Source organism: Nocardioides sp. Kera G14 (assembly GCF_020715565.1).
Classification (GTDB): Bacteria; Actinomycetota; Actinomycetes; order Propionibacteriales; family Nocardioidaceae; genus Nocardioides.
Window position 1 is genome coordinate 1605750 of record NZ_CP085839.1, and the last position, 25992, is coordinate 1631741.

The 25992-nt window shown below is 69.7% G+C and carries 28 protein-coding genes; 10 read left to right on the forward strand and 18 right to left on the reverse strand.

Annotated elements, in window-relative coordinates:
- The first annotated feature begins 3 nt into the window (after positions 1-3).
- The 6 genes from LH076_RS07915 to LH076_RS07940 are packed head-to-tail and all read left to right on the forward strand — an operon-like array spanning position 4 to position 6854.
- On the forward strand, positions 4-972 hold the full coding sequence (locus LH076_RS07915; protein ID WP_227783435.1) for a helix-turn-helix transcriptional regulator: 969 nt from the start codon (positions 4-6) through the stop codon (positions 970-972).
- A complete protein-coding gene (locus tag LH076_RS07920; RefSeq protein ID WP_227783436.1) occupies positions 969-1955 on the forward strand; it encodes a helix-turn-helix transcriptional regulator in 987 nt (328 codons plus the stop codon). The genes LH076_RS07915 and LH076_RS07920 overlap by 4 nt, the downstream gene beginning before the upstream one ends.
- Before the next feature lie 35 nt (positions 1956-1990).
- On the forward strand, positions 1991-2260 hold the full coding sequence (gene tatA, locus LH076_RS17010) for a twin-arginine translocase TatA/TatE family subunit (RefSeq protein ID WP_415753267.1): 270 nt from the start codon (positions 1991-1993) through the stop codon (positions 2258-2260).
- A gap of 15 nt (positions 2261-2275) precedes the next feature.
- Entirely contained in the window at positions 2276-3130 is an 855-nt protein-coding gene (gene tatC / locus LH076_RS07930) for a twin-arginine translocase subunit TatC (protein ID WP_227783437.1), read from the forward strand.
- Positions 3127-4008 carry a diacylglycerol/lipid kinase family protein gene (locus LH076_RS07935; protein WP_227783438.1) on the forward strand — a complete coding sequence of 294 codons (882 nt, stop codon included), beginning with the start codon at positions 3127-3129 and terminating at the stop codon, positions 4006-4008. Before tatC ends, LH076_RS07935 begins: the two co-directional genes overlap by 4 nt.
- Positions 4009-4037: 29 nt before the next feature.
- Complete coding sequence (locus tag LH076_RS07940) at positions 4038-6854, forward strand: DEAD/DEAH box helicase (protein ID WP_227783439.1); 2817 nt, start codon at positions 4038-4040, stop codon at positions 6852-6854.
- Positions 6855-6857: 3 nt separating this feature from the next.
- On the opposite strand, the gene LH076_RS07945 is transcribed toward LH076_RS07940, so the two are convergent.
- Positions 6858-7313 (reverse strand): MarR family winged helix-turn-helix transcriptional regulator, encoded by a 456-nt coding sequence (locus LH076_RS07945; RefSeq protein WP_227783440.1) that lies wholly within the window; start codon positions 7311-7313, stop codon positions 6858-6860.
- A gap of 150 nt (positions 7314-7463) precedes the next feature.
- On the opposite strand from LH076_RS07945, the gene LH076_RS07950 reads away from it, so the two are divergent.
- Positions 7464-8525 carry a substrate-binding domain-containing protein gene (locus tag LH076_RS07950; protein WP_227783441.1) on the forward strand — a complete coding sequence of 354 codons (1062 nt, stop codon included), beginning with the start codon at positions 7464-7466 and terminating at the stop codon, positions 8523-8525.
- Between the two features lie 77 nt (positions 8526-8602).
- Here LH076_RS07950 and LH076_RS07955 read toward each other — a convergent pair whose 3' ends face one another.
- The 12 genes from LH076_RS07955 to LH076_RS08010 all read right to left on the reverse strand — a co-directional run bounded on the left by LH076_RS07955 (position 8603) and on the right by LH076_RS08010 (position 18931).
- Positions 8603-9364 carry an urease accessory protein UreD gene (locus LH076_RS07955; RefSeq protein WP_227783442.1) on the reverse strand — a complete coding sequence of 254 codons (762 nt, stop codon included), beginning with the start codon at positions 9362-9364 and terminating at the stop codon, positions 8603-8605.
- On the reverse strand, positions 9342-10076 hold the full coding sequence (gene ureG, locus LH076_RS07960; protein ID WP_227783443.1) for an urease accessory protein UreG: 735 nt from the start codon (positions 10074-10076) through the stop codon (positions 9342-9344). Before ureG ends, LH076_RS07955 begins: the two co-directional genes overlap by 23 nt.
- A complete protein-coding gene (locus LH076_RS07965; RefSeq protein WP_227783444.1) occupies positions 10069-10743 on the reverse strand; it encodes an urease accessory protein UreF in 675 nt (224 codons plus the stop codon). Before LH076_RS07965 ends, ureG begins: the two co-directional genes overlap by 8 nt.
- A 1-nt stretch (position 10744) precedes the next feature.
- Positions 10745-12460: an urease subunit alpha gene (locus tag LH076_RS07970; protein WP_227783445.1), complete on the reverse strand. Its 1716-nt coding sequence runs from the start codon at positions 12458-12460 to the stop codon at positions 10745-10747.
- Positions 12461-12463: 3 nt separating this feature from the next.
- Positions 12464-12778: an urease subunit beta gene (gene ureB / locus LH076_RS07975; protein WP_227783446.1), complete on the reverse strand. Its 315-nt coding sequence runs from the start codon at positions 12776-12778 to the stop codon at positions 12464-12466.
- Between the two features lie 8 nt (positions 12779-12786).
- Positions 12787-13089, reverse strand: coding sequence for an urease subunit gamma (locus tag LH076_RS07980; RefSeq protein WP_227783447.1), 303 nt, complete (start codon positions 13087-13089; stop codon positions 12787-12789).
- A 13-nt stretch (positions 13090-13102) separates the two neighbouring features.
- Positions 13103-13783 (reverse strand): ATP-binding cassette domain-containing protein, encoded by a 681-nt coding sequence (locus tag LH076_RS07985; protein WP_227783448.1) that lies wholly within the window; start codon positions 13781-13783, stop codon positions 13103-13105.
- Positions 13783-14592, reverse strand: a complete 810-nt coding sequence (urtD, locus tag LH076_RS07990; RefSeq protein WP_227783449.1) for an urea ABC transporter ATP-binding protein UrtD — start codon at positions 14590-14592, stop codon at positions 13783-13785. The genes LH076_RS07985 and urtD overlap by 1 nt, the downstream gene beginning before the upstream one ends.
- Entirely contained in the window at positions 14589-15662 is a 1074-nt protein-coding gene (gene urtC / locus LH076_RS07995; RefSeq protein ID WP_227783450.1) for an urea ABC transporter permease subunit UrtC, read from the reverse strand. The genes urtD and urtC overlap by 4 nt, the downstream gene beginning before the upstream one ends.
- The gene (gene urtB / locus LH076_RS08000) at positions 15659-16543 is read right to left on the reverse strand and encodes an urea ABC transporter permease subunit UrtB (protein WP_227783451.1); all 885 of its coding nucleotides are present in this window, start codon (positions 16541-16543) and stop codon (positions 15659-15661) included. Before urtB ends, urtC begins: the two co-directional genes overlap by 4 nt.
- A 45-nt stretch (positions 16544-16588) precedes the next feature.
- Entirely contained in the window at positions 16589-17881 is a 1293-nt protein-coding gene (gene urtA / locus LH076_RS08005) for an urea ABC transporter substrate-binding protein (RefSeq protein ID WP_227783452.1), read from the reverse strand.
- A gap of 111 nt (positions 17882-17992) precedes the next feature.
- Positions 17993-18931: a 5'-3' exonuclease gene (locus tag LH076_RS08010; RefSeq protein ID WP_321573737.1), complete on the reverse strand. Its 939-nt coding sequence runs from the start codon at positions 18929-18931 to the stop codon at positions 17993-17995.
- Positions 18932-18960: 29 nt separating this feature from the next.
- On the opposite strand from LH076_RS08010, the gene LH076_RS08015 reads away from it, so the two are divergent.
- The gene (locus LH076_RS08015) at positions 18961-19785 is read left to right on the forward strand and encodes a hypothetical protein (RefSeq protein WP_227783453.1); all 825 of its coding nucleotides are present in this window, start codon (positions 18961-18963) and stop codon (positions 19783-19785) included.
- A complete protein-coding gene (locus LH076_RS08020; protein ID WP_227783454.1) occupies positions 19782-20552 on the forward strand; it encodes a polyprenol monophosphomannose synthase in 771 nt (256 codons plus the stop codon). Before LH076_RS08015 ends, LH076_RS08020 begins: the two co-directional genes overlap by 4 nt.
- Positions 20553-20594: 42 nt before the next feature.
- Here the strand turns inward: LH076_RS08020 and LH076_RS08025 are convergent, their stop codons facing one another.
- The 4 genes from LH076_RS08025 to LH076_RS08040 form a co-directional block, all read right to left on the reverse strand.
- The gene (locus LH076_RS08025) at positions 20595-20987 is read right to left on the reverse strand and encodes an RNA polymerase-binding protein RbpA (protein WP_227783455.1); all 393 of its coding nucleotides are present in this window, start codon (positions 20985-20987) and stop codon (positions 20595-20597) included.
- A 78-nt stretch (positions 20988-21065) separates the two neighbouring features.
- Positions 21066-22436, reverse strand: a complete 1371-nt coding sequence (locus tag LH076_RS08030) for an MFS transporter (protein ID WP_227783456.1) — start codon at positions 22434-22436, stop codon at positions 21066-21068.
- Positions 22433-23194, reverse strand: coding sequence for a glycerophosphodiester phosphodiesterase (locus LH076_RS08035; protein WP_227783457.1), 762 nt, complete (start codon positions 23192-23194; stop codon positions 22433-22435). Before LH076_RS08035 ends, LH076_RS08030 begins: the two co-directional genes overlap by 4 nt.
- A 12-nt stretch (positions 23195-23206) precedes the next feature.
- A complete protein-coding gene (locus LH076_RS08040) occupies positions 23207-24739 on the reverse strand; it encodes a UDP-N-acetylglucosamine 1-carboxyvinyltransferase (protein ID WP_227783458.1) in 1533 nt (510 codons plus the stop codon).
- 38 nt (positions 24740-24777) lie between these two features.
- Between LH076_RS08040 and LH076_RS08045 the strand changes: the two genes are divergently transcribed.
- Positions 24778-25800, forward strand: a complete 1023-nt coding sequence (locus LH076_RS08045) for a zinc-binding dehydrogenase (protein WP_227783459.1) — start codon at positions 24778-24780, stop codon at positions 25798-25800.
- On the opposite strand, the gene LH076_RS08050 is transcribed toward LH076_RS08045, so the two are convergent.
- Entirely contained in the window at positions 25801-25962 is a 162-nt protein-coding gene (locus LH076_RS08050) for a hypothetical protein (RefSeq protein ID WP_227783460.1), read from the reverse strand. It abuts the gene before it with no gap.
- Between the last annotated feature and the right edge of the window lie 30 nt (positions 25963-25992).

Below are 25992 nucleotides of genomic sequence, written 5' to 3' on the forward strand. Positions count from 1 at the left end.
GTCATGTCCGCCGCCAAGTCCGAGCGCCTGATGAACCTGCTCATCATGCTGCTCGTGCAGAAGCGGTACGTCGGCAAGGAGAAGATCCGCGCCGCGCTCTATCCCGACACCTCCGACGAGGCGTTCGAGAAGATGTTCGAGCGCGACAAGGAGGAGCTCCGTAGCCTCGGAGTGCCGGTCGAGGTCGGCACCGACGACGCCTTCTTCGACGACGAGCCCGGCTACCGGATCCCGCCGGACCAGTTCCAGCTTCCGGAGGTGAACCTCGACGCTGACGAGGCGGCGGTGGTCTCCGTCGCCACGCGGGTCTGGGACCACGCCGGGCTCGCCCAGGCGGCGGGGCAGGCGGGACGCAAGCTCGCCGCGGACGGCCCCGACAGCACCGACGACTCGGTCGACCTGGGAGCGCTCGACCTCGTCCTGCCGCGGCTGGGCGCCGACGAGCCGTCGTACGAGGCCTTCATCGACGCGGCGTGGACCCGCACTCCGGTGGCGTTCGACTACCGCCGCATCGGCCAGGAGCCGGTCGAGCGACACCTCGAGCCGTGGGGCGTCGTCCGTTCCTCCGGCCGCTGGTACGTCGTCGGACTGGACACCGACCGGGGCGAGGAGCGTGTCTTCCGACTCTCGCGCGTGATCGGCGAACCGCGTCCCACGGGCGAGCCGGGCAGCTACGCCCGGCCCGCGGGTGTCGACGCCGGTGACATCGTCCGCCGGCTGGCGCCGCCCGTCGCGCCGATCGAGGCCACGCTGTTGGTCCGCCGTGGCACCGGGCACGCGCTGCGCCGCCACGCCCAGGTCACCGAGGGCGTCGACGGCCCGACCGACGACCGCTGGGACCGCGTCGTCCTCAGCCAGACCAGCAACGACCTCGCCGCCGAGGTGCTCTCCCACGGTCCGGACGTCCTCGTGGTCGAGCCCGCAGAGCTGCGGGATGAGGTTGTGCGACGACTGACGGAGGCCGCCCCATGACCGGCATGACGACGTCGTACGGCTCGAAGGACCAGATCGCGCGCCTGCTGGCGCTGGTGCCCTACCTCCACTCCCACCAGGAGGTGCGGCTGTCCGAGGCCGCGCGGATGCTCGGCGTCACCGAGCGGCAGCTGACCAAGGACCTCAAGGTGCTGTGGATGTGCGGGTTGCCAGGCGGTCTGCCCGACGACCTGATCGACGTCGACATGGACGCCCTCGAGGAGCCCGGCGGCGACCGGATCATCCGGATCGACAACGCCGACTACCTCGCCCGACCGCTCAAGCTCACGCCCACCGAGGCGACGGCGCTCATCGTGGCGCTCCGCGCCCTGCGCGAGAGCGCCGGTGAGGAGACCCGGGAGGTCGTGGACCGCGCGCTCGCCAAGCTCGAGCAGGCGGCCGCCGCGGAGTCCGCGCCCATCGTTCACCCGGGCCAGGCGCCCGACGCCGAGCTCGCGAAGCTCGAGCTGACGCTCGCCCAGGCGATCCGGAACGGCCGCCAGGTGCAGCTGACCTACCACGTGCCCTCACGTGACGAGGAGTCGGTGCGGATCGTCGACCCGCACCGGCTCAGCCGCGCCCACGAGGCGGTCTACCTCGACGCCTGGTGCCACTCGGCCGAGGCACCACGCTGGTTCCGGATCGACCGGATCCGCGAGGCGCACGTGCTGGAGGAGCCGATCAGCTCCGAGGCGCCGGTACGTGACCTCGTCGACGACCTCCTCGGCTCCGAAGCGACCGTCGCCACCGTCGAGCTGGCTCCCGAGGCCCGCTGGATCACCGAGTACTACCCGACGGGCGAGGTCCGTGAGCTCGGCGACGGCCGCGTCGAGGCCGACCTCCCGGTGGCCGAGCCGCGCTGGCTCGTCCGGCTCGCGCTGCGTGCCGCGCCGCACGTGCGGATCATCGAGCCGGCGGCGTACGACCAGATGTATCGAGAAGCACTCACCCGTACCCGCGCGCTCTACGCCGACCGGCAGTAGAGTTATCCAGACGTCCACATACGCAGGAGCTACTCATGACCCCGCTCATCGCCGGCCTCGGCACCCAGGAGCTCATCCTCATCCTCCTGGTGCTCGTGCTGCTCTTCGGCGCCACCAAGCTGCCGGAGCTGGCACGTGGCACCGGACGCGCCCTGCGCATCTTCAAGGCCGAGACCAAGGGCCTCACCGACGACGACGATGACGACGTCGCGCCGCTCGAGGTGCAGCAGAAGAAGGCGGAGCTCGACGCGAAGCAGGCCGAGCTCGACGCCGAGCGCGCCAAGCTCAACGACACCGCCAACTGACGCAGGGTCTCATTCGTGTCGGTCGGTCGCACGATCGGCGGCATCGTCGAGCTCCTGCGAGGCACCCCTCACCACCCGGTGGGGGCGGACGGCCGGATGGCCCTCTCCGACCACCTCCGTGAGCTGCGCGCCCGCCTGATCCGTTCGGTCCTGATCTGGATCGTCCTCTTCATCGTCGCACTCTTCTTCTACAACCGCCTGCTGGACGTCATCGCGCACCCCTACGAGGTGGCGATGGACCACCTCGGCGAGAAGGTCTCCAGCGAGCTCGTCTTCACCGGCGTTACGGCGCCGCTGGCCATCCAGCTCAAGCTCTGCGGCGTCACGGCGCTGATCGCCGCCAGCCCGTGGTGGCTCATGGAGATCTGGCGCTTCCTCCTGCCCGGCCTGCACAAGAGCGAGCGGAAGTGGAGCCGGATCTTCGCCGCGATCGCCGGGCCGCTCTTCCTGCTCGGTGTCGCCGTCGGCTACTGGGTGCTGCCGAAGGGCATCCAGGTGCTCGTCGGATTCACGCCGCTCAAGGCGACCAACCTCGTCGAGTTCGGTGACTTCTTCAGCTTCATCGTGCGGATGCTCCTCGTCTTCGGCATCGCGTTCGAGATCCCGCTCTTCGTCATCCTGCTCAACCTCGCCGGCATCGTCTCGGGCAGGCGGCTGGCGAAGTCACGCCCGTGGATCGTGATGGGCACGATGATCTTCGCCGCCGTCGCGACGCCCTCGACGGACCCGTTCTCGATGCTGATGCTCGCGATCCCGATGCTCGTGCTCTTCGGCATCGCCGAGGTGATCGCCCACCTCGTCGACCGGACCAAGGGACGCCGCAAGGACGCCACCGACCAGTGGGCCGACGACGAGCTCTCGCCGCTGTGAGGTACCTGCTCCTCCCCGGCCCACGTTCGGGCCGCGGCCGCAGCGCGGACGTGCTCGCCGGAGTGCGTGACCGGCTCGCCCGCTCGGGTGCCACTGTGCAGGTGGTCCATGGGGAGACACCGGAGGCCACCGCCGCTGGTCTGCGCACTGCACTCGACGTTGGACGGGGCTCGATCGCCGGCGTGATCGTGCTCGGCGGGGACGGCATGGTCCACCTCGCCGTCCAGGCGCTCGGGGGCACCGTCGTACCGCTGGGCATCATCCCGCTCGGGAGCGGCAACGACTCCGCGCGGGCGCTCGGTCTGCCGCTCACCGACGCCGCCGCAGCGACCGACGTGATCCTGGCCGGGTCGACGCGGCGGGTCGACCTCGCCCGTGCGGGCGACCGATGGTTCCTCACCATCCTGGCGACCGGCTTCGACGCGGTCGTCACCGAGCGGGGCAACGGGCTGGCGTGGCCTCGGAACAACCTGCGCTACACCGCCGCAGTCCTGCTGGAGCTCCCGCGCTTCACTCCCATCCGCTACACACTGTCGCTCGACGGCGTGGAGCAGACCCGCGAGGCCATGTTCGTCTCGGTCGCCAACACCGACTACTTCGGTGGCGGGATGCGGATCGCGGCCGGCGCCTCCTTCGACGACGGGATGCTCGACGTCTGCCTCGTCAAGCCGGTCTCGCGGCTCACGCTGCTGCGCTTCTTCCCGACCGTCAACGACGGCTCGCACGTCGACAACCCGATCTTCGAACGGGTCCGGGCCAGGTCGGTCACGATCTCGGCGACCCCCTCGGTGACGACGTACGCCGACGGCGAGCGGTTCGGGGAGCTGCCGATGACCATCGAGGCGGTCCCCGCCGCGCTCTCGGTCTACGTGCCCTGACCTGCGCACACCCGGGTAGGTTGGTGCCCATGAGCACGGACGCAGCGGACGAGCTCTCGCCGGCCGAGCGGTACGCGGCCTTCAGGCGGGAGAAGGGGCATCCGGTCTTCAAGGACTTCGCGTCGGCGTACAACTTCAAGCTCGACGACTTCCAGATCCGGGCGTGCCACGAGATCGAGGAGGGCCGGGGCGTCCTCGTCGCCGCGCCGACCGGCTCGGGCAAGACGATCGTGGGGGAGTTCGCGATCCACCTCGCCCTCGCGACCGGACGCAAGGCGTTCTACACGACGCCGATCAAGGCGCTCTCGAACCAGAAGTACCACGACCTCGTCTCCCGTTACGGCCCGGACAAGGTCGGTCTGCTCACCGGCGACAACACGATCAACGGCGAGGCGCCGATCGTCGTGATGACGACCGAGGTCCTGCGCAACATGCTCTACGCCGGGTCCGGCACCCTGATGGGCCTCGGCTTCGTCGTGATGGACGAGGTGCACTACCTCGCCGACCGCTCCCGCGGTGCCGTGTGGGAGGAGGTCATCATCCACCTGCCCGAGTCGGTGACCGTGGTCTCCCTGTCGGCGACGGTGAGCAACGCCGAGGAGTTCGGCGAGTGGCTCGGCACGGTCCGGGGCGAGACGACGACGATCCTCGAGGAGCGCCGGCCGGTCCCGCTCTACCAGCACGTCATGGTCGGCAAGCGGATCATGGACCTCTTCGCCTCCTCCGACGTCGACGCGTCGGCCGGCTTCGTGAAGGAGGGCGCGCCGGTCAACGGTGAGTTGCTCCGCGTCGCCCGCGACGACTGGGCCTCCAGCCGGATCAGGGACCGCCGCAGCCCACGCGACAAGCGCCCCGGCCAGGGTGGCAGGCAGGTCGGCAACGGCCGCCGCGTGTGGATCCCCAGCCGGGTCGACGTGATCGACCAGCTCGAGAGGATGCGGCTGCTCCCCGCCATCGTCTTCATCTTCAGCCGGGTCGGCTGCGACGCGGCCGTCACCCAGTGCCTGGCCGCGAACGTGAAGCTCACCAATGCCGATGAGCGCGACGCCATCTTCGAGTTCGTCGAGGAGGCCTGCGCGGACCTGCCCGACGAGGACCGGCACGTGCTCGGCTACCACGACTGGCTCGACGCCCTCACCCGCGGCATCGCCGCCCACCACGCCGGCATGCTCCCCGCCTTCAAGCAGGTCGTGGAGGAGCTCTACGTCCGCGGGCTGCTCAAAGTCGTCTTCGCGACCGAGACCCTCGCCCTCGGCATCAACATGCCCGCCCGCACCGTCGTCATCGAGAAGCTGACCAAGTGGAACGGCGAGACCCACGCCGACCTGACGCCGGGGGAGTACACCCAGCTCACCGGCCGCGCCGGGCGGCGAGGCCTCGACACCGAGGGCCACGGCGTCGTCCTGTGGCAGCCGGGGATGAACCCGGCAGAGGTCGCTGGTCTTGCCTCCACCCGCACCTACCCGCTCCGGAGCAGCTTCCGGCCGTCGTACAACATGGCGGTCAACCTGGTCCGGCAGTTCGGCCGGGTGCGCTCACGTGAGCTGCTCGAGCAGAGCTTCGCCCAGTTCCAGGCCGACAAGGCCGTCGTCGGGCTGGCGCGCCAGCTGACCAAGGCCGAGAACGCGCTCGAGGGCTACAAGGAGGCGGCGACGTGCGACCAGGGCGACTTCATGGAGTACGCCGCCCTGCGTCGGAGGATCTCCGAGGTGGAGAAGAGTGCGTCACGTGCCCGGCGCCTCGACCAGCGTGAGGACATCGTCGCCTCGCTCGGGAAGCTGAAGCCGGGCGACGTCATCGATGTGCCCAACGGGAAGTTCGCCGGCTTCGCCGTCGTCATCGACCCCGGCTTCGAGCCCGACAACCCACGTCCGTACGTCGTCACCCTGGACCGGCAGGCCCGGCGGCTCGCCATGATGGACTTCCAGACGCCTGTCGCCGCGCTGACCCGGCTGCGTGTGCCGAAGAGCTTCAACGGCCGCAACCCGCAGGCACGGCGTGACCTCGCGGCCCAACTCCGGGAACGCACCGGCGGCCTGCCGCGCGGCGGCCACACTCCCGCCGGTCGAGCGAAGGCGTCGGTGCCGGCCGGCGTCGAGGCCGAGATCGCCTCGCTCCGGACGAAGCTCAAGGCGCACCCGTGTCACAGCTGCCCGGACCGTGAGGACCACGCCCGCTGGGCGGAGCGCTGGTTCAAGCTCCACCGCGATGCCGAGACGCTCGAGCGCCGTGTCGAGTCACGCACCAACACCGTGGCCCGCCAGTTCGACCGGGTCTGCGACGTGCTCACCGCACTGGGCTACCTGACCGAGCGGACGGAGTCCGGCGACCAGGAGGTCACCGAGCTCGGCATGCCGCTGATGCGGCTCTACTCCGAGCTCGACCTCGTCGCCGCCGAGGCGCTCCGCCACGGGCTCCTCGACGGGCTGCGACCCTCCGAGCTCGCCGCCGTGCTGTCGATCCTCGTCTTCGAGGCCCGTCGTGCCGACGATGCCTCGTCGCCGCGCCTGCCCGGTGGACGGGCCAAGGACGCCATCGCCGCGCTCGTGAAGGTGTGGGCGGAGCTCGACGCGCTCGAGCGCGAGCACAAGCTCGACTTCCTCCGCCCACCCGACCTCGGGTTCGCGTACGCCGCCTTCCGCTGGGCCGAGGGTGACGACCTCGACGAGGTGCTCGGTGAGATCGAGCTCGCCGCCGGTGACTTCGTCCGTTGGATGAAGCAGCTCATCGATCTCTGCGGCCAGGTCGCCAACGCGACGGTGGACAGCACCATCCGCCGCAACGCACGCGACGCGGTCGACCTGCTCAAGCGCGGGGTCGTGGCCTACAGCGGCCTCGAGGACTGACTGTCAGTCGAAGAGGTGCGGGATCAGCCGGAGCTCTGCGGCCAGCGCCTCGTAGCGCTCGTGACCGAGGCCGTCCGCAAGGGCCGTCTCGATCGACTGCTCGACCTCGCTCAGGCGCCGGGCGAGGCTCGCACCTCGCGGTGACAACGCGGCGACGACGCGGCGCTTGTCGTCGGGGTCGATCCGCCGGACGACGATGGCGCGCTCGACGAGCTTGTCCATATGGCGGGTGAGGGTCGCGGGAGGCACGACGGCCGCGTCGGCGATCTCGCTCATCCGCAGCCCGGGACGCGCCAAAAGCACGGCCATGATCTGCCACTGTTCGAGCAGGAGACCCTCGCCGTCGAGCGTGGCCTGGAGGCGTCGGTGCAGGGCGTCCTCGGAGCGCTTGAGCAGCAGTGTCAGGCTCGCCGGCTCGCCGGTCGTGACCCCGACGTCGCTGACCGTGCTCTCACTCATGAGTTCGCCTCCCAAGCGGCGGATTACGCCGGTGTTTCGGTCATGTTCCAACCAGAATTGATGCTCCCACTCGGAACTAATGCAGCCTAAGCTCGGTGCACCCACCGATTCAAGGCCGAGTTTTCGGCCCGTCCAGCAGGGGAGGTGCCGATGCCGGAGACGCTGCCGATCGCGTTCGTCGTGCCGCTCCAGGGGCCGACCGGCATCTACGGTCCCTCGTGCCTGGCCTGCGGCGAGCTCGCGGTCGAACAGCTCAATTCCGCGTCCGGGATCCTGGGGAAGCGGGTCGAGCTCGTCGTCGTCGACGGCGGGCGCGAGCCCGACGTCGTCGCCGCCGAGGTCGGCGCGCTGGTCGACTCGGGGCGCGTCCACGCCGTCGCCGGCTGGCACATCTCGGCGGTGCGGCAGGCGATCACACGGCGGATCGGCGGAAAGGTCGTCTACGCCTACGCGGCGATGCACGAGGGCCGCGACGACACCCCCGGTGTCTTCATGCTCGGGGAACGGCCGATCAATCAACTGCTCCCGGCGGCGCACTGGATGCGCGAGCAGCTCGGCGTGGGACGCTGGGCCGTCGTCGGCAACGACTACGTCTTCCCGCGGGTCACCGGCGCGACCGCGAGGGTCGCCCTCCAGGACGGCCCGTCCAGCGTGGTGAGCGAGACCTACGTCCCGCTCGGCACCACGAACTTCTCGCGGGTGCTCACCGAGCTCGATTCCGCCGGCGCCGACGGCGTCATCATGCTGCTGATGGGCCAGGACGCCGTGCACTTCAACCGGCAGTTCTCCCGCTTCGGGCTCTCCGACCGCCTGGCCCGCCTCAGTCCCGCTGTCGAGGAGAACACCCTGCTCGGCGGTGGTGCCGGCGCCCACGAGAACCTCTACGCCGCCGCGGCCTACTTCGACGGTCTCGACACGGTCGAGAGCAGCGCGCTGTCCGAGGCGTACTACGCGCGCTACGGCCGCTGGGCACCGGCACTCAACGCGGTCGGTGAGTCCTGCTACGAGGCGATCCTCTTCCTCGCCCGGCTGGGCAAGACGTGCGGCTCCGTGGCTGTCGCGGACGTGGGCGCGATGTCGTCGGGCACCTTCTACGACGGCCCGCGAGGGCTCGTCCGGCTCGACGGCAACCTGCTCAACCAGGACGTCTACCTCGCCGCAGCCCGCGGGCTCGAGTTCGAGGTGCAGGAGCAGATCGCCCGGGCCGTCTGAGGCCCCGCCGCAAAGGGTCACCGTGACCTTTTGGGGTGTGAGTGACCGTTCAGAAGGGTCACCGACCACGCGAAAGGTCACGGTGACGCTTTGCGCAGGGTGGCCGCAACGGCCGCCTGCCACGGGGAGCGCAGCTCGGCGGTGTGCGCCTCGCCGGTGAGTGAGCGGACGAGCATGCCGCCTGCCTCGAGCTCGAACCGCGTCCCGCCGACCGTCTCCTCGAGGTCGGCACCGAGCATCAGCACGGAGGTCATCGCGCGGTGGTCGCCCCACGCGAGCGGGTGGCCGGTCGTGTCGAGCGCGTCCACGAGCAGCGGCTGGCCGCCCTCGGTCACCACCTCGAGGCGCTGGTCCACCCTGCCACCGGTCTCGTCGTGGCGGCCGAGGACGAGCGTCTCCCGGAGTGCGAGACGGGCGGACTGGCCGAGCGTGACGGTCGTGTGTCGGCGTACGACGGCACCGGAGGCGACGACGAACGGCTCACCGTGCCAGACCAGGCGACCGGCCGAAGCGATGTGGATGTGCACGTCCCACGAGGCCGAGCCGCCGCGCATGTCGTAGGCGACGGTGCCGGCCGGCTCCATGAGCTCGAGTGTCGCACCCGGGCCCACCTCGATGTCGAGGCGGACCACGTCGCCGGCGAGGAGCAGGGCACCCTCCGGCACGAGCGAGACTCGGGCGCCGTCGGTGTCGCTGGTGAGCACGACGGGCCGGATGACCGGGCGGTCGGGGCCGCCCAGCGCGCGGTGGACCACGCTGACCCGGCCGCCCTCCTCGGGGCGCGTGACGGAGATCGAGGTCGCCGTCACCACCTGCTCAGTGGCTGTGCTCGTGGGCATGGGTGACGCCGTCCTCCGCGTGGAAATGAGGCGCCATCGGGCCCGGGTCGAGCGGGATCAGGTCACCGTCGAGGTGACGCTTGAGCTGCGCGAGCACCCAGCCCACCAGCTCGGCGACCGAGGCCGGGTCCGTGCGCGACAACGCGATCACGGGGCCGCCGGCGCGGGCCTGTGTGGCGTCGACGACCATCTGGTCACGGTCGACGCCGACGTACGGCGCCAGGTCGGTCTTGTTGACCACGAGGAGGTCGGCCCGGCTGATACCGGGACCGCCCTTGCGGGCGACGTCGCCACCACCGGCCACGTCGATCAGGAAGATCTGGACGTCGACGAGCGCGGGGGAGAAGGTCGCGGTGAGGTTGTCCCCACCTGACTCGATCAACACGAGGTCGAGCGGGTCGAAGTCGGCCTCGAGCTCCTCGACCGCCATCAGGTTGGCGGTGATGTCGTCGCGGATGGCGGTGTGGGGACAGGCGCCGGTCTCGACGGCGCGGATGCGCTCAGGGTCGAGCACGCCGGCCGAGCGGAGGAAGCGGGCGTCCTCGTCGGTGTAGATGTCGTTGGTGACGACACCCATCCGCAGCTCGGCCGCCAGCTCGCGGCAGAGCATGGCGATGAGCGAGCTCTTGCCGGTGCCGACCGGGCCGCAGACCCCCAGGCGGAGGGCGCGGATCGGGTGGAGCGGATGCGGGGTGTGCGCGTGGTCAAGCACTGAAGAGCCTCCTCGTGGCGGTGGCATGGGCCTGCGCCCATGCCTCGAACTGGGGTGCACCGGACGCCGGGATGTCCCCGGGCTCGGTCAGCGCGGCGACGTCGGCCGCGAGGTCCTCGATCAGCGGAAGGGCGTCGAGCACCCACCCGGTCGCGTCGGCCGGGTCCATCGGCAACAGCTTCAGCGCAGCCGCCGCGACCGTCTGCGCGTCGTCGTAGCCGACCAGCCGCGCCAGCGCGGCCGGGCTGAGCCCTGCTGCATCGGCTGCCGCCGCCAGTACGACGGCCCGCGGAGCAGTCGCGCCACCGACCGCGACCACGGCCGGATGCTCGGGCCACAGTCGGCGCAGCAGTCGGTGCAGCGCGCGCCCCTGCGTGCGCGAGACGTGGCGCAGCGCCTGGCTGGGCGTACGCGCCGCCCACGCGGCGGTGACCGGCTCGAGCGAGATCGCTTGACGGAGGTGGTGGAGCGCCACGACCGCAGTCGCGGCCTCCACGCGGGTGACGGTGTCCAGCCGGGCCCCGAGATAGAGGGGCACGCCCGCTGACGTCAGACCGCCGAGCACCGCCGGCTCCAGCCCGGCGGACTGCGTGTGGCCGGCGACCGGCAGGCGCGCGTCCGCGAGGAGCATGAGGAGGAGGTCGGCCGCCATGGTGGGTCCCGGCACGTCAGAAGAGGGTGTAGAGCTGGGCGAGGGGCAGGCGGTCGGCCGGGGCAGGAGCGACCGTCTCCCCGTCGATGGCGATCGCGAAGGTCTCGGGATCGACGCGGATGTCCGGTGTCGCCGAGTTGTTCACCATGTCGGCCTTGGTCAGGCTGCGTGAGTCGCTGAGCGGCGAGAGCCTGCGGCGCAGGCCGAGCCGGTCCGCCAGTCCGTCGGCCAGGGCTGCCGGGGCGACGAACGTGACCGAGTGGTCTGCCCCCGCGCCGTCGGCCGGGTGGATGAGCGTCTCCCGCATGAGCTGCGGCTGCGGGGTCGGGATCGAGGCGTTCGGGTCCCCGAGGGCTCCCCACACCAGCGCGCCACCCTTGAGCACGACCTCCGGGCGGATGCCGAAGAAGCGCGGGTCCCAGAGGACGAGGTCGGCGAGCTTGCCGACCTCGACGGAGCCGACCTCATGGGCCATCCCGTGGGCGATCGCGGGGTTGATCGTGTACTTGGCGACGTACCGCTTGGCGCGGAGGTTGTCGGCTGGCCCGCCGCCGAGGTCGTAGTGGTCACCGAGGCGGGCCTTCATCAGGTGTGCCACCTGCCACGTGCGCGTGACGACCTCGCCGATCCGGCCCATCGCCTGGGCGTCGGAGGAGGTGATCGAGAGTGCGCCCATGTCGTGCAGGATGTCCTCCGCCGCGATCGTGGTGGCGCGGATCCGCGACTCCGCGAAGGCCAGGTCCTCGGGCACCCGTGGGTTGAGGTGGTGGCAGACCATCAGCATGTCGAGGTGCTCGGCCACGGTGTTGACGGTGTGGGGGAGGGTCGGGTTCGTGGACCCCGGGATGATGTGCGGCAGCGAGGCGATCTGGAGGATGTCCGGCGCGTGACCGCCGCCGGCGCCCTCCGCGTGGAAGGCGTGGATCGACCGTCCGCCGATCGCCGCCACGGTCGACTCGAGGTAGCCCGCCTCGTTGAGCGAGTCCGAATGCAGCGCCACCTGGAGGCCGAACTCGTCCGCCGCCCGCAGCGAGGCGTCGATGGCGGCCGGGGTCGCTCCCCAGTCCTCGTGGACCTTGTAGCCGCCGGCGCCCGCCAGCGCCTGCTCGGCCAGACCGGCCGCGGAGACGGTGTTGCCCTTGCCCATCAGGAGGATGTTGAGCGGCAGCGAGTCCAGGGCGCGGTGGACCGTCTGCAGGTGCCACGCGCCCGGCGTGACGGTGGTCGCCTTCGATCCCTCCGACGGACCGGTGCCACCGCCGCCGACCGTGGTGACACCTGTCGCGAGTGCTTCGTGCAGCTGGGAGCGGGAGAGGAAGTGGACGTGGATGTCGACGGCCCCCGCGGTGAGGATCCGGCCCTCGCCGGAGATCACGTCGGTGGAGGGCCCGATCAGCAACTCCGGGTGTACGCCGTCGGCGATGTCAGGATTCCCCGCGCGCCCCAGCGCGACGATCCGTCCGTCGCGGATGCCGACGTCGGCCTTCACGATGCCCCAGTGGTCCAGCACGAGGGCGTTCGTGATCACCGTGTCGACGGCTCCCTCGGCGCGGCTCGTGCCGCCCTGCGCCATCGACTCCCGGATGGACTTGCCGCCACCGAAGACCGCCTCCTCACCGCCGAAGGTCAGGTCCTCCTCGACCTGGATCCACAGGTCGGTGTCGCCGAGGCGGACCTGGTCACCTGTCGTCGGGCCGTAGAGGGCGGCGTACTCACTGCGCGTGATCTCCACGGCTCAGACCTCCGGCCGGATCTGGATGCCGGGGACGACCCCGCGCCCACCGAGGCGGACGATCGTCACCTCGCGCGAAGCTCCGGGCTCGAACCGTCGCGACGTGCCCGACGGGATGTCCAGGCGGAACCCGGCCGCGAGGTCACGGTCGAACGCGAGCCCGGCGTTGACGTCCGGGAGATGGATGTGCGAGCCGATCTGCACCGGACGGTCGCCGGTGTTGACGATGACGATCTGCCTGGACTCGCGACCGGCGTTGAGCACCAGCGTCCCCTCGGCGGTGCGGACGGCCCCCGGCCCCTGCGACTGTGTCGACACCTGTGCTCCTAGGCGATCGGTTGATGGATGGTGACGAGCTTCCGCCCGTCCGGGAACGTCGCCTCGACCTGGACGTCCACGAGCATGTCGACGACGTCGGGCATGACCTGTTCGCGGGTGAGGACCTCGCGTCCTGCCGTCATGAGGTCGCCGACGGTGCGGCCCTCGCGGGCCCGCTCGATGACCCACGTGGAGAGCAGCGCGACCGACTCGGGGTAGTTGAGTCGGACGCCGCGGGCCAACCGGTCGCGGGCGACCATGCCGGCGACGGCGAGGAGCAGCTTCTCGGTGTCAGCTGGGGTCAGATGCATGTCACGTTCCCCCTCAGACGGCCATCGCCGCACGGACGGCGTCGACGGCCGCAGGGCCACCCTCGCCCTCCGAGGTGATCCGACCGGACTCGAGCACGTAGTAGTGCTTCGTCGCGCGCAGGGCGAACCCGACGTGCTGCTCGACAAGGAGGAGGGAGAGGTCACCGCGCGCGGCGAGCGCCGCGATCGTGGATTCGATCTCCGCGACGACGTTGGGCTGGATCCCCTCGGTGGGCTCGTCGAGGATGAGCATCCGCGGCTTGGTCAGCAGGGTGCGTGCGATCGCCAGCTGCTGGCGCTGGCCGCCGGAGAGCAGGCCGGCCTTGCGGCTGAGCAGTCCGCGCAGTGCGGGGAAGGTATCGAGCACCTCGTCGGTCGAAGCCTTGTCGGTGGTGACCAGCTGGAGGTTCTCCAGCGTTGTCATCTGCGGGAAGCAGAGCTGCCCCTGGGGCACGTACCCGAGGCCGCGACGCACCCGGGCGTTCGGCCGCAGACGGGTGACGTCCTCGCCGTCGAGCAGGATCTTCCCCTGCCTGACGGGAAGGAGGCCGACGGCTGCCCGCAACAGGGTCGTCTTCCCGGCTCCGTTGTGGCCCATGATCGCCACGGCGCCGGAGGTCGGCACCTCGACATGGACGTCATGGAGCACCATGCTGCGGCCGTAGCCGGCGGTGACACCGATGAGCTCGAGCATCACGCCTCCTCTCCAGCAGCCTCGGCCGCGACGGCCTCGGGAGCGACATTGACCGCATCGGCGGTCCGGCCGAGGTAGACCTCCTGGACCCGCTCGTCGGCCTGGACCTGGGCGACGGTCCCCTCGGTGAGCACCTTCCCGGCGTGCATCACGGTCACCGTGTCGGCGTACCTGCGCACGAACTCCATGTCGTGCTCGATCACGACGATCGTGCGGTCGCGGCCGATGCGACGCAGCAGCTCACCGGTCTCGTCGCGCTCCTCGGCACTCATGCCTGCCACGGTCTCGTCCAGGAACATCACCTTCGCGTCCTGGACGAGGAGCATCCCGATCTCGAGCCACTGCTTCTGGCCGTGCGCGAGGATGCCGGCCGGTCGGTCGGCGAGGTGGGTGAGGCCGATCGTGTCCAATGCTTCCGCCACCCGGTCCGACATCCGACGTCTCGGCAGGGCGAGCTGCCACGCCCGGCGGTGGATGCCGGCGGCGATGTCGAGGTTCTGCGCGACGCTGAGCTGCTCGAAGACCGTCGCGGTCTGGAAGGTGCGGCCGACGCCGGCACGCACGATCTGGTGCGACTTCAGCTTGAGCAGGTCCTTGTTCCGGTAGCGGGCGAAGCCGGTGCCGCGGACCAGGCCGGTCAGCGCATCCACGAGTGTCGTCTTGCCGGCACCGTTCGGGCCGATCAGGAAGTGGAGCCGCCCCTGGAGCAGCGTGAGGTCCACGCCGTCGACCGCCTTGAAGCCGTCGAAACTCACCGTGAGCCCCTGCACCTCGAGGTAGTCGAGGCCCTGGGCTTCGGGCGTGCTCATGCGGTCGCCTCCTTGGAGCGGACGAAGCGGTTGAACAGCTTGGGGAGTGAGGCGATCCCGCCGGGCAGGAAGAGCGTCACGACGATGAAGAGCCCGCCGAGGAAGTAGATCCACAGGTCCGGCCACCGCTCGGAGAGGGTCGACTGCCCGTAGCCGACGGCGATGGCGCCGAGGGCCGGCCCGAAGAGGGCCGCCCGGCCACCGAGCGCCGCCCCGGCGATCATCAGGATCGAGGCGGCGGCGTCGATGTCCTTCGGGGAGATGATCCCGGCGATCGGGACGAACATGGCGCCACCGAGGCTCGCCATCACGGCGGCCACGACGAACGCGACGAGCTTGATGTTGGAGGGGTCGTAGCCCAGGAAGCGCACCCGCTCCTCCGCGTCCCGGGTCGCGACGAGGAGCTCACCGAAGCGGCTGCGGTAGAGCTGCCACGCGACGACGAGGCAGGCGATCAGCAACCCGGCGGTGATGGTGTAGATGAACTGCCTGTTGGCCGGGTCGTCGAGCTTGTAGCCGAAGAACGAGGTGAAGCCGGACAGGCCCGTGTCGCCACCGGTCAGCTTGATCGTCGAGGTGATCAGCGTGGCCAATGCCACCGCGAGTGCCTGGGTGAGGATGGCGAAGTAGGCGCCCTTCACCCGTCGCTTGAAGATCGCATAGCCCAGGATCGAGGCCACGATGATCGGCGCGACGACGATGGCCACGATCGTGAAGAGGCCGCTCTTGAAGGGCTCCCAGAACGACGGGAGGGGCGCGAGGGGGTCGTACAGGATCATGAAGGAGGGCACCGCGCCGCCGGAGGCCTCCAGCTGCATGTGCATGCCCATGGCGTAGGCGCCGAGACCGAAGAACACGCCCTGGCCCATCACGAGCATGCCGCCGCGACCCCAGGCGAGACCGATGCCGACGGCCACCATCGCCCACGCGCAGTACTTGGCGAGGTTGTTGAGCCGGAACTCGCTGAGCACGCCCGGAGCGACGACGAGGAGCAGGAGCGCCACGACGGCGATGCCGAGCAGGGAGCCCCACGGCCCGCGCAGCATGCGGATGGCCTTCGACGTGTTCATGCGAGCCCCCTCGTGCGGACGGTGAAGAGTCCCTGCGGCTTGGCCTGGAGGAAGATCACGACCAGGACGAACGCGACCACCTGGGCGAGGCTGCCCGTCGTCCAGTCGGCGAGGAAGGCCATCGACACACCGACCGCCCACGCCGCGATGATCGTCCCCTTCAGCTGGCCCAGCCCGCCTGCGACCACGACCAGGAACGCGGGAATGATGTATTTCGTGCCGAGGGTGGCGTTGGTGCCACCGATCAGCGAGACCGCGACCCCGCCGACGCCGGCCAGTCCAGAGCCGATGAAGAAGGTCAGGCGGTCGACGACGCGGGTGGAGACGCCGAGGGTCTCGGCCAGCGCTCGGTTCTGCACCGTCGCCCGGATCTGGCGTCCGAAGACGCTGTACTTGAGCAGGGCCGCCAGGCCCGCGAGGCAGACGACCGCGAGGACGATGGTGAAGAGCTGGCGCAGTGGCCAGTGGTAGCCGAAGATGTCGAGCTGGCCGTCGAGCCAGTCCGGCTTCTCCACCGGCACGCCCTGGGCGGGGAAGATCTGCAGCGCCGCCTGCCGGAGCACGAGGCTGACACCGACCGTGACGAGGAGCGTGTCCAACGGTCGGTCGTACATCCAGCGGATGATGGCGAACTCCAGGATCAGGCCGAGCACACCGGCGATCGCGAAGGCCACCGGGAGGGCGATCAGGATCGAGATGTTGGTGCTGCTCACCACCTGTTGGGTGAGGTACGCCGCGTAGGCGCCGGCCATGAGGAACTCGCCGTGGGCCATGTTGATCACGCCCATCTGACCGAACGTCAGGGCCAGGCCCAGAGCGGCGATCAGGAGCAGGGCACCGTCGGCGGTGCCGTTGAGCAGGGGTGGGATCAATGAGTCCACGGCGAGTTCCTCGTTGTCGGTTCAGCAGGTCAGCACGTCAACAGGTCAGCCGGCGGCCTTGACCAGCGCGTCACGCGTGGCGGCCGGGAACCAGCTGTAGCCCTCGAGGTACGGGTCGGGCTGGATCGGGCCGTCGGAGTGCCAGACCACGTCGAACTGGTTGTCCTTGTTGATCTGGCCGATCAGGCCCGGCTTGCTGATGTGGTGGTTCTTGCCGTTGACCACGACGGTGCCCTCGGGGGCGTCGAACGAGACGCCGTCGGAGACCGCGTTGATCTTGTCGACGTCGAACGAGCCGGCCTTCTCCACCATCGCCTTGTAGAGGAACAGCGAGTCGTACGCCGCCTCCATCGGGTCGGACGTGACACCGCTGGAGCCAGGGTAGGCCTTCCAGTCGGCGATGAACTTCGCGTTGGCCGGCGACTGCACCGACTCGAAGTAGTTCCACGCGGCGTACTGGCCCTCGACGGAGGCCCCCATGTTCGGCGCCTCCTCCTCGGCGATCGACACCGAGATGATCGGCGTCGTGGCCGCCTTGAGGCCGGCGTCCGTGTAGGCCTTGATGAAGCCGACGTTGGAGGAGCCGTTGATGGTGTTGAAGATGAAGTCAGGCTTCGCCTTGACGATCTTCGCGACCTGCGTGGTCCAGTCGTCCTTGTCGAGCGGGACGTACTCCTCGCCGACGATCTTGATGCCGAGCTGCTTGGCGTAGAGCTTGATGATCGCGTTGGCCGTGCGGGGGAAGACGTAGTCCGAACCCGCGAGGAAGAGCGTCTTCACGCCCTTGGACTTGAGGAAGTCCATCGCCGGCAGGATCTGCTGGTTGGTCGTCGCACCCGTGTAGTAGATGTTCTTCGAGGACTCCAGACCCTCGTACTGCACCGGGTAGAAGAGGAGGCCGTTGTCCTTCTCGACGACCGGCTTCATCGCCTTGCGGGACGACGACGTCCAGCCGCCGAAGATCGCGGCGACGCAGTCGGAGGTGAGGAGCTTCTCGGTCTTCTCGGCGAACGTGGGCCAGTCGGTGGCGCCGTCCTCCTGGACGGGCTCGATCTTCTTGCCCAGGATGCCGCCGGCGGCGTTGATCTGGTCCGCGGCCATGTGCAGGACGTTCGAGACGGTCTTCTCCGAGATCGCCATGGAGCCGGTCAGGGAGTTGATGAAGCCGAGCTTGACGGTGTCACCCGAGGTGTCGACACACGACTTTGCGGCGGCCGCGCTGGTGGTGGGCGATCCAGCCGAGTCGCTGGTCTTGGCGCCCCCACAGGCGGTCAGGGCGAGGCTCGCAGCGAGCACCGAGGCGGTGCCGGCCAGGAGTCGAGCGCGATTCTTTGTCACTTCGGATACCTCTTCGGTTCGTGCCACCCAAGGCACGTCGTCGTGCCGTCTTGGGCGATGAACCTAGGAAGCACCCATTTCCGATTCCTACCGAATGGAATTAAATCCGTGTTACGGCCGCGCGGAAGCCAGCGCGGTGATGAGCCGGGTGACGGAGCCGGTGAGGTTCCAGCGTTGCGCGAGCTCGACAAGCCGCTCCGGATCCGCCGGTGCGTACGGCGTCGCCAGGCCGCTCCGGTCGACGTCGACGTCCCGGGCGACGGCCACGACCTTCGGCGCGACGGTCAGGTAGTCGGCGGCCGCGAGGATCCTCGCCCGCGGGCTCGGGCCCATCTCCGCCCGGGGATCGGCGGCGGCCGCGACGATCGCGTCGAGGTCACCGAAACGCTGGAGCAGGGTCGCGGCCGTCTTATCGCCGATGCCGGAGACACCGGGCAGGCCGTCGGAGGCGTCACCGCGAAGGGTCGCGAAGTCGGCGTACTGATGCGGCTTGACGGCGTACTTCGCCTCGACCCACGCCTCGTCGACCCGCTCGTGCTTGGAGACGCCCCGAGCGATGTAGAGCACGCGGACAGGCCCACCGGGGGCAGAGTCCGAGACGAGCTGGAAGAGGTCGCGGTCACCGGTGACGACGTCGACGGCGAGGCCGGCGTCGGTGGACAGCGTGCCGATGATGTCGTCGGCCTCGTAGTGCGCGGCGCCACGCACCGCGATCCCGAACGCGTCGAGCACCTCGCGGATGAGCGGGACCTGGACCTGGAGCGGGTCGGGCACCTCCTCGATATCCGTCCCTGCTGGCCCCGCATCCTCGGCGACGACCCGGTGCGCCTTGTAGGACGGCAGCAGGTCCACGCGCCACTGGGGACGCCAGTCGTCGTCCCAGCAGCAGACCAGCTCGGTGGGGGAGTACTCGCCCACGAGACGGGCCATGAAGTCGAGCAGCCCGCGCACGGCGTTGACCGGCGTGCCGTCGTCGGCGAGCACCTCCGGTACGCCGAAGAACGCCCGGAAGTAGAGACTGGCCGTGTCCAGCAGCATGCGCGACGTCACGTCACGATCCAACCAGTAGCGTCGGGCGCGTGGTAGCACTGGTCCGCCTGGCCCTGGGCGTCGGCGGGGGCCTGGCGCTCGCGCTGGCGTACCCGCCCTACGGGCAGCCGTGGGTCGCGCCGCTCGCCGTGGCGGTGTTCCTCGTGGCGGTGGCCGGTGCGCGAACACGCCCGGCGCTCGTCGTCGGGCTGCTCTTCGGCCTCGCCTTCGTCGGACTCCACGCCGAGTGGATGCGACAGGTGAGCGACGGCGCCTGGATCGGTCTGACCGTCGCACTCGCGCTCTTCTACGCCCTCATCGGACTGGTCGCCAGTTGGCTGTGGCGGCTGCCGGTCGCGCCGTTCTGGATCGCCTGTGCATGGACCGCGATCGAAGGGCTGCGCAGCACCTGGCCGTTCGGCGGCATGCCGTGGGGTCAGCTCGCCTTCGCGGTGGTCGACACGCCCCTGATGCACTCCCTCCCGTACGTCGGCACCACCGGCGTCACGTTCGCGCTGGCGTTCGTCGGGGCGCTCCTGGCCAGGCTCGTCGTGGGTCCACACCGACTGCGGGCCGTCGAGTGGCTCGTGGTGGTGGCCGTGCTCGCTGCGATCCCCGTGGTCCGGCCATGGCACATCCCGTCGGTCAACGGCGTCAGCGGCGTGATCCGGCCCGACGGGTCGATCCAGGCCCAGGAGACCGGCTCCCGGGCGCGCGGCCTCGAGGAGGAGGTTCCGCTGGTGTCGGGGCGGACCCCGGCGGACCTCGCCGGATCGTGGCCGTGGCGGGGAACCATCCTGATCACCGTTGGTGGCGTGTTGGTCATGTCGTTGTCATCCTTGCGCCGCCGGCGCCGACGTACGGTTGAGGAATGAGCACTTTCGACCCCGTCCTCGGACGGGCCGTCATGGTCATGCCGACCTACAACGAGGCCGACAACATCGGATGGATCGTCGGACGGCTCCGCGCTGCCCAGCCGGGCGTCGACGTCCTGATCGTCGATGACGGTTCGCCCGACGGCACCGGCCGGATCGCGGACGAGCTGGCCGCGGCCGATGACGGGATCCATGTGTTGCACCGCACGGAGAAGGCCGGGCTGGGGGCGGCGTACCTCCACGGCTTCCGCTGGGCGCTGGACGCCGGCTACGACGTGATCGGCGAGATGGATGCCGACGGCTCGCACCAGCCCGAGGAGCTCCACCTGCTCCTCGAGGCCCTGCACGATGCCGACCTCGTGATCGGCTCGCGCTGGGTGCCCGGCGGCTCGGTGCTCAACTGGCCGCTGCGCCGTGAGGCGCTCTCCCGCGGCGGGAACGCCTATGTGCGCCTGCTCCTGGGCATCAAGGTCCGGGACGCGACAGCCGGTTTCCGGCTCTTCCGCAGGACGACGCTCGAGAAGATCAACATCGACTCCGTGCAGTCGACAGGCTACGTCTTCCAGACCGACATGGTCACCCGCGCCCTCAACGCGGGACTGACCGTGAGCGAGGTGCCGATCCAGTTCATCGAGCGCGTCCGCGGCCACTCGAAGATGAGCGGCGCGGTCGCCGCCGAGTCGATGCGCCGTGTGACCGCCTGGGGGATCCAGGAGCGCCGCGCGCAGCTGCGCCGGGCATGGGAACGGGCCCGCACCCCTCAGTGAGGTACGGGCCCGTCTGGTTCAGTCCAGAGCCGGATCAGGCGATCAGGCCGTGGTTGCCTTCTTGCGCTTCGAGGCGTTCGCCCGGTGCAGGTGCGCCGGACCGATCTCGCCGTCGCGGAGGAGCTCAAGGCGCTCCTTGAGGATCTCCTCGAGCTCCTTCTCGGAGCGGCGCTCGAGCAGCATGTCCCAGTGTGTGCGTGCAGGCTTCTCGACCTTCTCCTCCACCGGGTTACCGGCGACGTTGAGGGCCTCCTGGCCGCAGCGCGGGCACTCCCACTGCGTGGGAATCTCCGCCTCGTCGGACATCGTGATCTCGAACTCGTGGCCCTGCGGACAGCGGTAGCCGACCTGCTGACGACCGGCGAACTCGATGCCGCGCTCGTCCTCGAAGCTCTGACCCCCCAGTCGGGCCCCTCGTAGTGTGCGCTCTGCCATGTGCCACACCCCCTTCAGGTTCTTTCAACGGTACAGAGCCGTCCAAGATTCCGATAGGTCGTACGCCGACCGCGTGGCCTACACCACGGCGGGAGCGGTGTTCCCGGCCTCCTTGATGCCGCGCACGGGGTCGAGCCGGAGCAGGAAGATCAGCCCGAGCACGAAGAAGATCACGAGCGACACGATGGCCGGTCGGTAGGAGCCGCTCAGCTGGAACACGAGGCCGAAGAGCAGCGTGCCGAACCACGACGTGCCGCGCTCACAGGCGTTGTAGAGCGCGAAGTACTCGCCCTCGCGGCCCTTCGGGATGAAGAGGCTGAAGAACGAACGCGAGAGCGCCTGCGTGCCGCCCATGACGAGGGCGATCGCGACGCCGATCGCGAGGAAGGGGACGATCTGCTTGTTGGGCAGGAACATCGCCGCGAGGACGATGACCATCCAGGCGACCGTGCCCCACACCAGGCACTTGTAGGCACCATGGGTGCGTGCGATGCGGGCGAAGAGCAGCGCGCCGCCGAAGGCGACGAACTGGATCAGCAGGATCGCGGCGATGAGCACCGACTGGCCGAAGTGGAGTTGCTTGCTGCCGTAGATCGACGCGCTGTAGATGACGGTCTGGATGCCGTCGTTGTAGAAGAGATAGGCGAGCAGGAACGTCAACGTCATCGGGTAGTTGCGCAGGTCCTTGAGCGTCGCCCAGAGCTGGCCGAAGCTGCGCCGCATCAGGCCGCCGGTCTCCGGCACCACCGACGTCGCGGGGTGGTTGCGCAGCCGGGTCAGGGGGATGAGCGTGAACGCCGCCCACCAGACCGCCGCGCTGAGCAGCGAGATCCGCACGGCCATCTCCTTGCCGAGCCCGAAGGTGTCGTGCCCCTGCACCAGGACGAGGTTGACCACGAGCAGGAGTCCGCCACCGAGGTAGCCCCAGGCCCAGCCGCGGGCGGAGACGGCGTCACGCTCCCACTCCTCGGAGATGTCGACCATGATCGCGTAGTAGCTCACGAGCGAGCAGCCGCCGAGGACACTCGCGATCACGACGGAGACCGCGCCGAGCTGCCAGTGGTCCCCGTTGAGGAAGAAGAGCAGGGCCGCGAAGAAGGAGCCCGCGAAGGCGAACCACGCCATGTGCCACTTCTTGCGGGCGCTGCGGTCCACGAGCGCGCCCACGATCGGCAGGATGAAGGCCGAGAGGATCGTCGCGAAGGAGGTCAGGTACGACGGCAGCGACCCGGCCGCGAGGTGCAGGCCGAGGACGTCGACCGCCTTCTTGCAGGTGTCGTCGGCGTCGTCACCACAACCGGCCGCCCGGCCGGCGACGGTGATCATCAGCGGTCCGAAGAGGACCGTGAGCACGGTCGTGTAGAACGCCGAGTTCGCCCAGTCGTACCAGTTCCAGGCCTTCTGCTCGGCCCGTCGGCGTACCGGCGCCAGGTCCGCGATCGTGCTCATGAGCCCTCCCAGTCTCGATGCCACTCGCCGCGCGAGATCAGCACATCCCGAAGGATGTCGGTCCGATCGGTGAAGATGCCGTCGACACCCCGGTCGAGCAGCAGGTTGATCTCGTCGGCGTCGTCGATGGTCCACGCGTGCACCTCGAGGCCGTTGGCATGCGCGCGGCGGACCACACCGCTGCTGCAGATGGTGACGCCCTTGCGGCGGTGGGGGATCTGCAGCACGCTCGCACCCAGCCGGCGCAGCGGGAAGGCCAGGGGAGAGGCGAGGTAGGCCGCCACCTCACCCGGGGTGGCACTCGTCGCCACGCGGCCCTCGGTGATCCTGCGGAAGCGGGCCATCTCCGCGGTGGAGAAGGAGCCGATGATGACGCGCTTCTCCAGGTCCCGCTCGCGCAGGAACGTCGCGAGGGCCTCCGCGGTGCCCGGGGCCTTGAGGTCGATGTTCATGCCGACGTACGCCGGCAGCGACTCGACCAGCTCCTCGAGGGTCGGGATCGGCTCGCTGCCGCCGATCCGGGCGGTCGCGATCTCGGCATAGGGCAGGTCGGAGATCGCGCCGGTGCGGTCGGTCACCCGGTCGAGGACGGCGTCGTGGAACGCCACGAGGACGCCGTCATGGGTCAGGTGCACGTCGGTCTCGATGTCGCGGTAGCCGAGCGCCACCGCGTGCTGGAAGGCGCGCAGCGTGTTCTCGTGCCCGAGCAGGTCGGGGTGCATCGCCCCGCCGCGGTGGGCGAAGGCGCGGATCGGCATTGGCCGCGCGGCTCAGTTGGAGATGTCGCGGAACGGCTCGATCATCGCGCCGAGCTCGTTGAGCCGCTCGGCGAGATCCTCATAACCGCGCGCGATCACATACGTGCCGCGCAGGACGCTCGTGCCCTTGGCGGCCAGCATCGCGAGCAGGATCACGACCGCCGGGCGCAGCGCCGGCGGGCAGACGATCTCGGCACCGCTGAAGTGCGTCGGGCCCGCGACCATGACGCGGTGCGGGTCGAGGAGCTTGACGTTGCCCCCGAGCTTGCTGAGCTCGGTGAGGTAGATCGCGCGGTTCTCGTAGACCCAGTCGTGCAGGAGGGTCTGGCCGGTCGCGACGGCCGCGATCACCGCGAAGAACGGCAGGTTGTCGATGTTGAGGCCGGGGAAGGGCATCGGGTGGATCTTGTCGTGCGGCGCGTGCAGCACCGAGTGACGAGTCGTGATGTCGACAAGTCGGGTCTGGCCGTTGGAGGCGACGTACTCCTCGGAGCGCTCGTAGCGAAAACCCATCTCCTCCAGCGTCGCGAGCTCGATCTCCAGGAACTCGATCGGCACGCGGCGGATGGTGATCTCGGAGTCGGTCACGATCGCGGCGGCCAGGAGGCTCATCGCCTCGATCGGGTCCTCGGACGGGGCATAGTCGACGTCCACGTCGATGTCCTCGACGCCCGTGACGGTGAGGGTCGTCGTACCGATGCCGTCGACCTGCACGCCGAGGCGCTGCAGGTAGAAGCACAGATCCTGGACCATGTAGTTGGAGCTGGCGTTGCGGATGATCGTGGTGCCGGGGTGGAGGGCGGCGGCCATGAGGGCGTTCTCGGTGACGGTGTCGCCCCGCTCGGTGAGCACGATCGGGCGACCGGGGACGATCTTCCGGTCGACGCTGGCGTGGTACGCACCTTCGTTGGCCTTGACCTCCAGGCCGAAGGAGCGCAGCGCGGTCATGTGCGGCTCGACGGTCCGCTCGCCGAGGTTGCAGCCGCCGGCATAGGGCAGGTCGAAGTTCTCGGCGCGGTGGAGCAGCGGTCCGAGGAACATGATGACCGAGCGGGTGCGGCGGGCCGCCTCCTCGTCCACGTTGTCGAGCTTGAGCTCGCGCGGCGGGACGATCTCGAGGTCGTTGTCCTCGTTGAGCCAGCGCGTCTGGACGCCGAGGCTGTTGAGCACCTCGATCAGGCGGTTGACCTCCTCGATGCGCGCCACACGGCGCAGCACGGTGCGGCCCTTGTTGAGCAGGCTCGCGCAGAGCAGCGCGACGCCGGCGTTCTTCGAGGTCTTCACATCGATGCTGCCCGACAGCGTCGTCGGGCCCGTGATCCGGAGGTGGACGGGGCCTGCCGCCAGCGACACGATCTCGGAGTCGACCGCCGCGCCGATGCGGGCGATCATCTCGAGGGTGAGGTTCTGCTGACCCTTCTCGATCCGGTTGATGGCACTCTGGGAAGTGCCCAGGCGCTCGGCCAACTGGGCCTGCGTCAGGCCCCGGTGGGTGCGCGCGTCACGGATCAGGTTGCCGATCCGGTCCTTGTAGCCATCGCTCATGCGATCCACGGTAACTCACATATGAGATAGTCCCTAACATGCTTGCGACGACTCTCGAGGACATCCGCAGGATCACGTTCAGGGAGATGCCGGATCCCGTGATCCAGCACCCCACCGACGCGATCGTGAAGGTCATCGCCTCCTGCATCTGCGGTTCGGACCTGTGGCCCTACCGCGGCGACAACGGTCCCGTGGCCCAGCCGCGCACCATCGGGCACGAGTGCCTCGGCGAGATCGTCGAGGTCGGGCCCGAGGTGCGCGACTTCCGCGTCGGGGACACGGTCGTCGTGCCGTTCGACCACTGCGACAACACCTGCGCACACTGCCTGGCCGGCAACCAGCAGGCCTGCGTCAACTACGACATGACGACCAGCGGACAGGGGGAGCTGAGTCGCGTGGCGCAGGCGGACGGCTCGCTCGTGCGGATCGAGAAGCCTGCCGCCTCCGAGCTTCCGGACCTGCTCGCCCTGTCCGACGTGTTCCCAACCGGCTACCACGCGGCCTACAGCGCCGGCGTCACGCGCGGCTCCACGGCCGTCGTCGTCGGGGACGGAGCCGTCGGGCTCCTGGGCGTGCTCTCGGCGAAGATCCTCGGCGCCGAGCGGATCATCGCCATGTCACGGCACGAGTCGCGGCAGAAGCTCGCGCGCACCTTCGGTGCCACCGACATCGTCGCCGCCCGCGGCGAGGAGGGCGAGGCGGCCGTGCTCGACATGACCGAGGGCATCGGCGCGGACGCCGTACTCGAGTGTGTGGGCACCGGGGCTGCCATGGTGACCGCGTTCAATGTCGTCCGGCCGGGCGCGACCGTCGGCTTCGTCGGCGTACCGCATGGGGTGGAGCTGCCCGTCGGGACGATGTTCAAGAAGAACGCCCGTCTCGCCGGGGGTCTGGCGCCCGTACGTCGTCACCTGCCCGACTTGCTGCCGCTGGTGCTCGACGGCACGGTCAACCCGGGCCTGGTCTTCGACTCGACGCTGCCGATGTCGCAGTCGGCCGAGGGCTACCGTCAGATGGACGAGCGCGAGGCGATCAAGGTCTTCCTCACGCCCGGCGCCTGATCAGCCCCTGCGGGGCGCAGGGACCGCGCCGGGGAACGGCTGGGCCTCGCAGGTGCAGGTGCCCATGTCGCAGGGCAGGAAGACGTGGCCCTCGTGCCCGCACCGGGGGCAGTTGAGTGTGCGGGAGAGGTGCTCCGCCCCGACGTCGATCGTGTCCCACATAACACACCCATCGGACCACGGGCTCCCGGT

Bases quoted from the DNA above. Each gene is read 5' to 3' on its own strand.
- tatA (WP_415753267.1), top strand. From the start codon at position 1,991: ATGACCCCGCTCATCGCCGGCCTCGGCACCCAGGAGCTCATCCTCATC.
- LH076_RS07920 (WP_227783436.1), top strand. From the start codon at position 969: ATGACCGGCATGACGACGTCGTACGGCTCGAAGGACCAGATCGCGCGC.
- LH076_RS08050 (WP_227783460.1), bottom strand. From the start codon at position 25,962: ATGTGGGACACGATCGACGTCGGGGCGGAGCACCTCTCCCGCACACTC.
- LH076_RS07940 (WP_227783439.1), top strand. From the start codon at position 4,038: ATGAGCACGGACGCAGCGGACGAGCTCTCGCCGGCCGAGCGGTACGCG.
- LH076_RS08045 (WP_227783459.1), top strand. From the start codon at position 24,778: ATGCTTGCGACGACTCTCGAGGACATCCGCAGGATCACGTTCAGGGAG.
- LH076_RS07985 (WP_227783448.1), bottom strand. From the start codon at position 13,783: ATGCTCGAGCTCATCGGTGTCACCGCCGGCTACGGCCGCAGCATGGTG.
- LH076_RS07950 (WP_227783441.1), top strand. From the start codon at position 7,464: ATGCCGGAGACGCTGCCGATCGCGTTCGTCGTGCCGCTCCAGGGGCCG.
- LH076_RS07915 (WP_227783435.1), top strand. From the start codon at position 4: ATGTCCGCCGCCAAGTCCGAGCGCCTGATGAACCTGCTCATCATGCTG.
- LH076_RS08020 (WP_227783454.1), top strand. From the start codon at position 19,782: ATGAGCACTTTCGACCCCGTCCTCGGACGGGCCGTCATGGTCATGCCG.
- LH076_RS08030 (WP_227783456.1), bottom strand. From the start codon at position 22,436: ATGAGCACGATCGCGGACCTGGCGCCGGTACGCCGACGGGCCGAGCAG.
- LH076_RS08035 (WP_227783457.1), bottom strand. From the start codon at position 23,194: ATGCCGATCCGCGCCTTCGCCCACCGCGGCGGGGCGATGCACCCCGAC.
- urtD (WP_227783449.1), bottom strand. From the start codon at position 14,592: ATGAGCACGCCCGAAGCCCAGGGCCTCGACTACCTCGAGGTGCAGGGG.
- LH076_RS08025 (WP_227783455.1), bottom strand. From the start codon at position 20,987: ATGGCAGAGCGCACACTACGAGGGGCCCGACTGGGGGGTCAGAGCTTC.
- LH076_RS07980 (WP_227783447.1), bottom strand. From the start codon at position 13,089: ATGCATCTGACCCCAGCTGACACCGAGAAGCTGCTCCTCGCCGTCGCC.
- urtC (WP_227783450.1), bottom strand. From the start codon at position 15,662: ATGAACACGTCGAAGGCCATCCGCATGCTGCGCGGGCCGTGGGGCTCC.
- LH076_RS08040 (WP_227783458.1), bottom strand. From the start codon at position 24,739: ATGAGCGATGGCTACAAGGACCGGATCGGCAACCTGATCCGTGACGCG.
- LH076_RS07955 (WP_227783442.1), bottom strand. From the start codon at position 9,364: ATGCCCACGAGCACAGCCACTGAGCAGGTGGTGACGGCGACCTCGATC.
- LH076_RS07945 (WP_227783440.1), bottom strand. From the start codon at position 7,313: ATGAGTGAGAGCACGGTCAGCGACGTCGGGGTCACGACCGGCGAGCCG.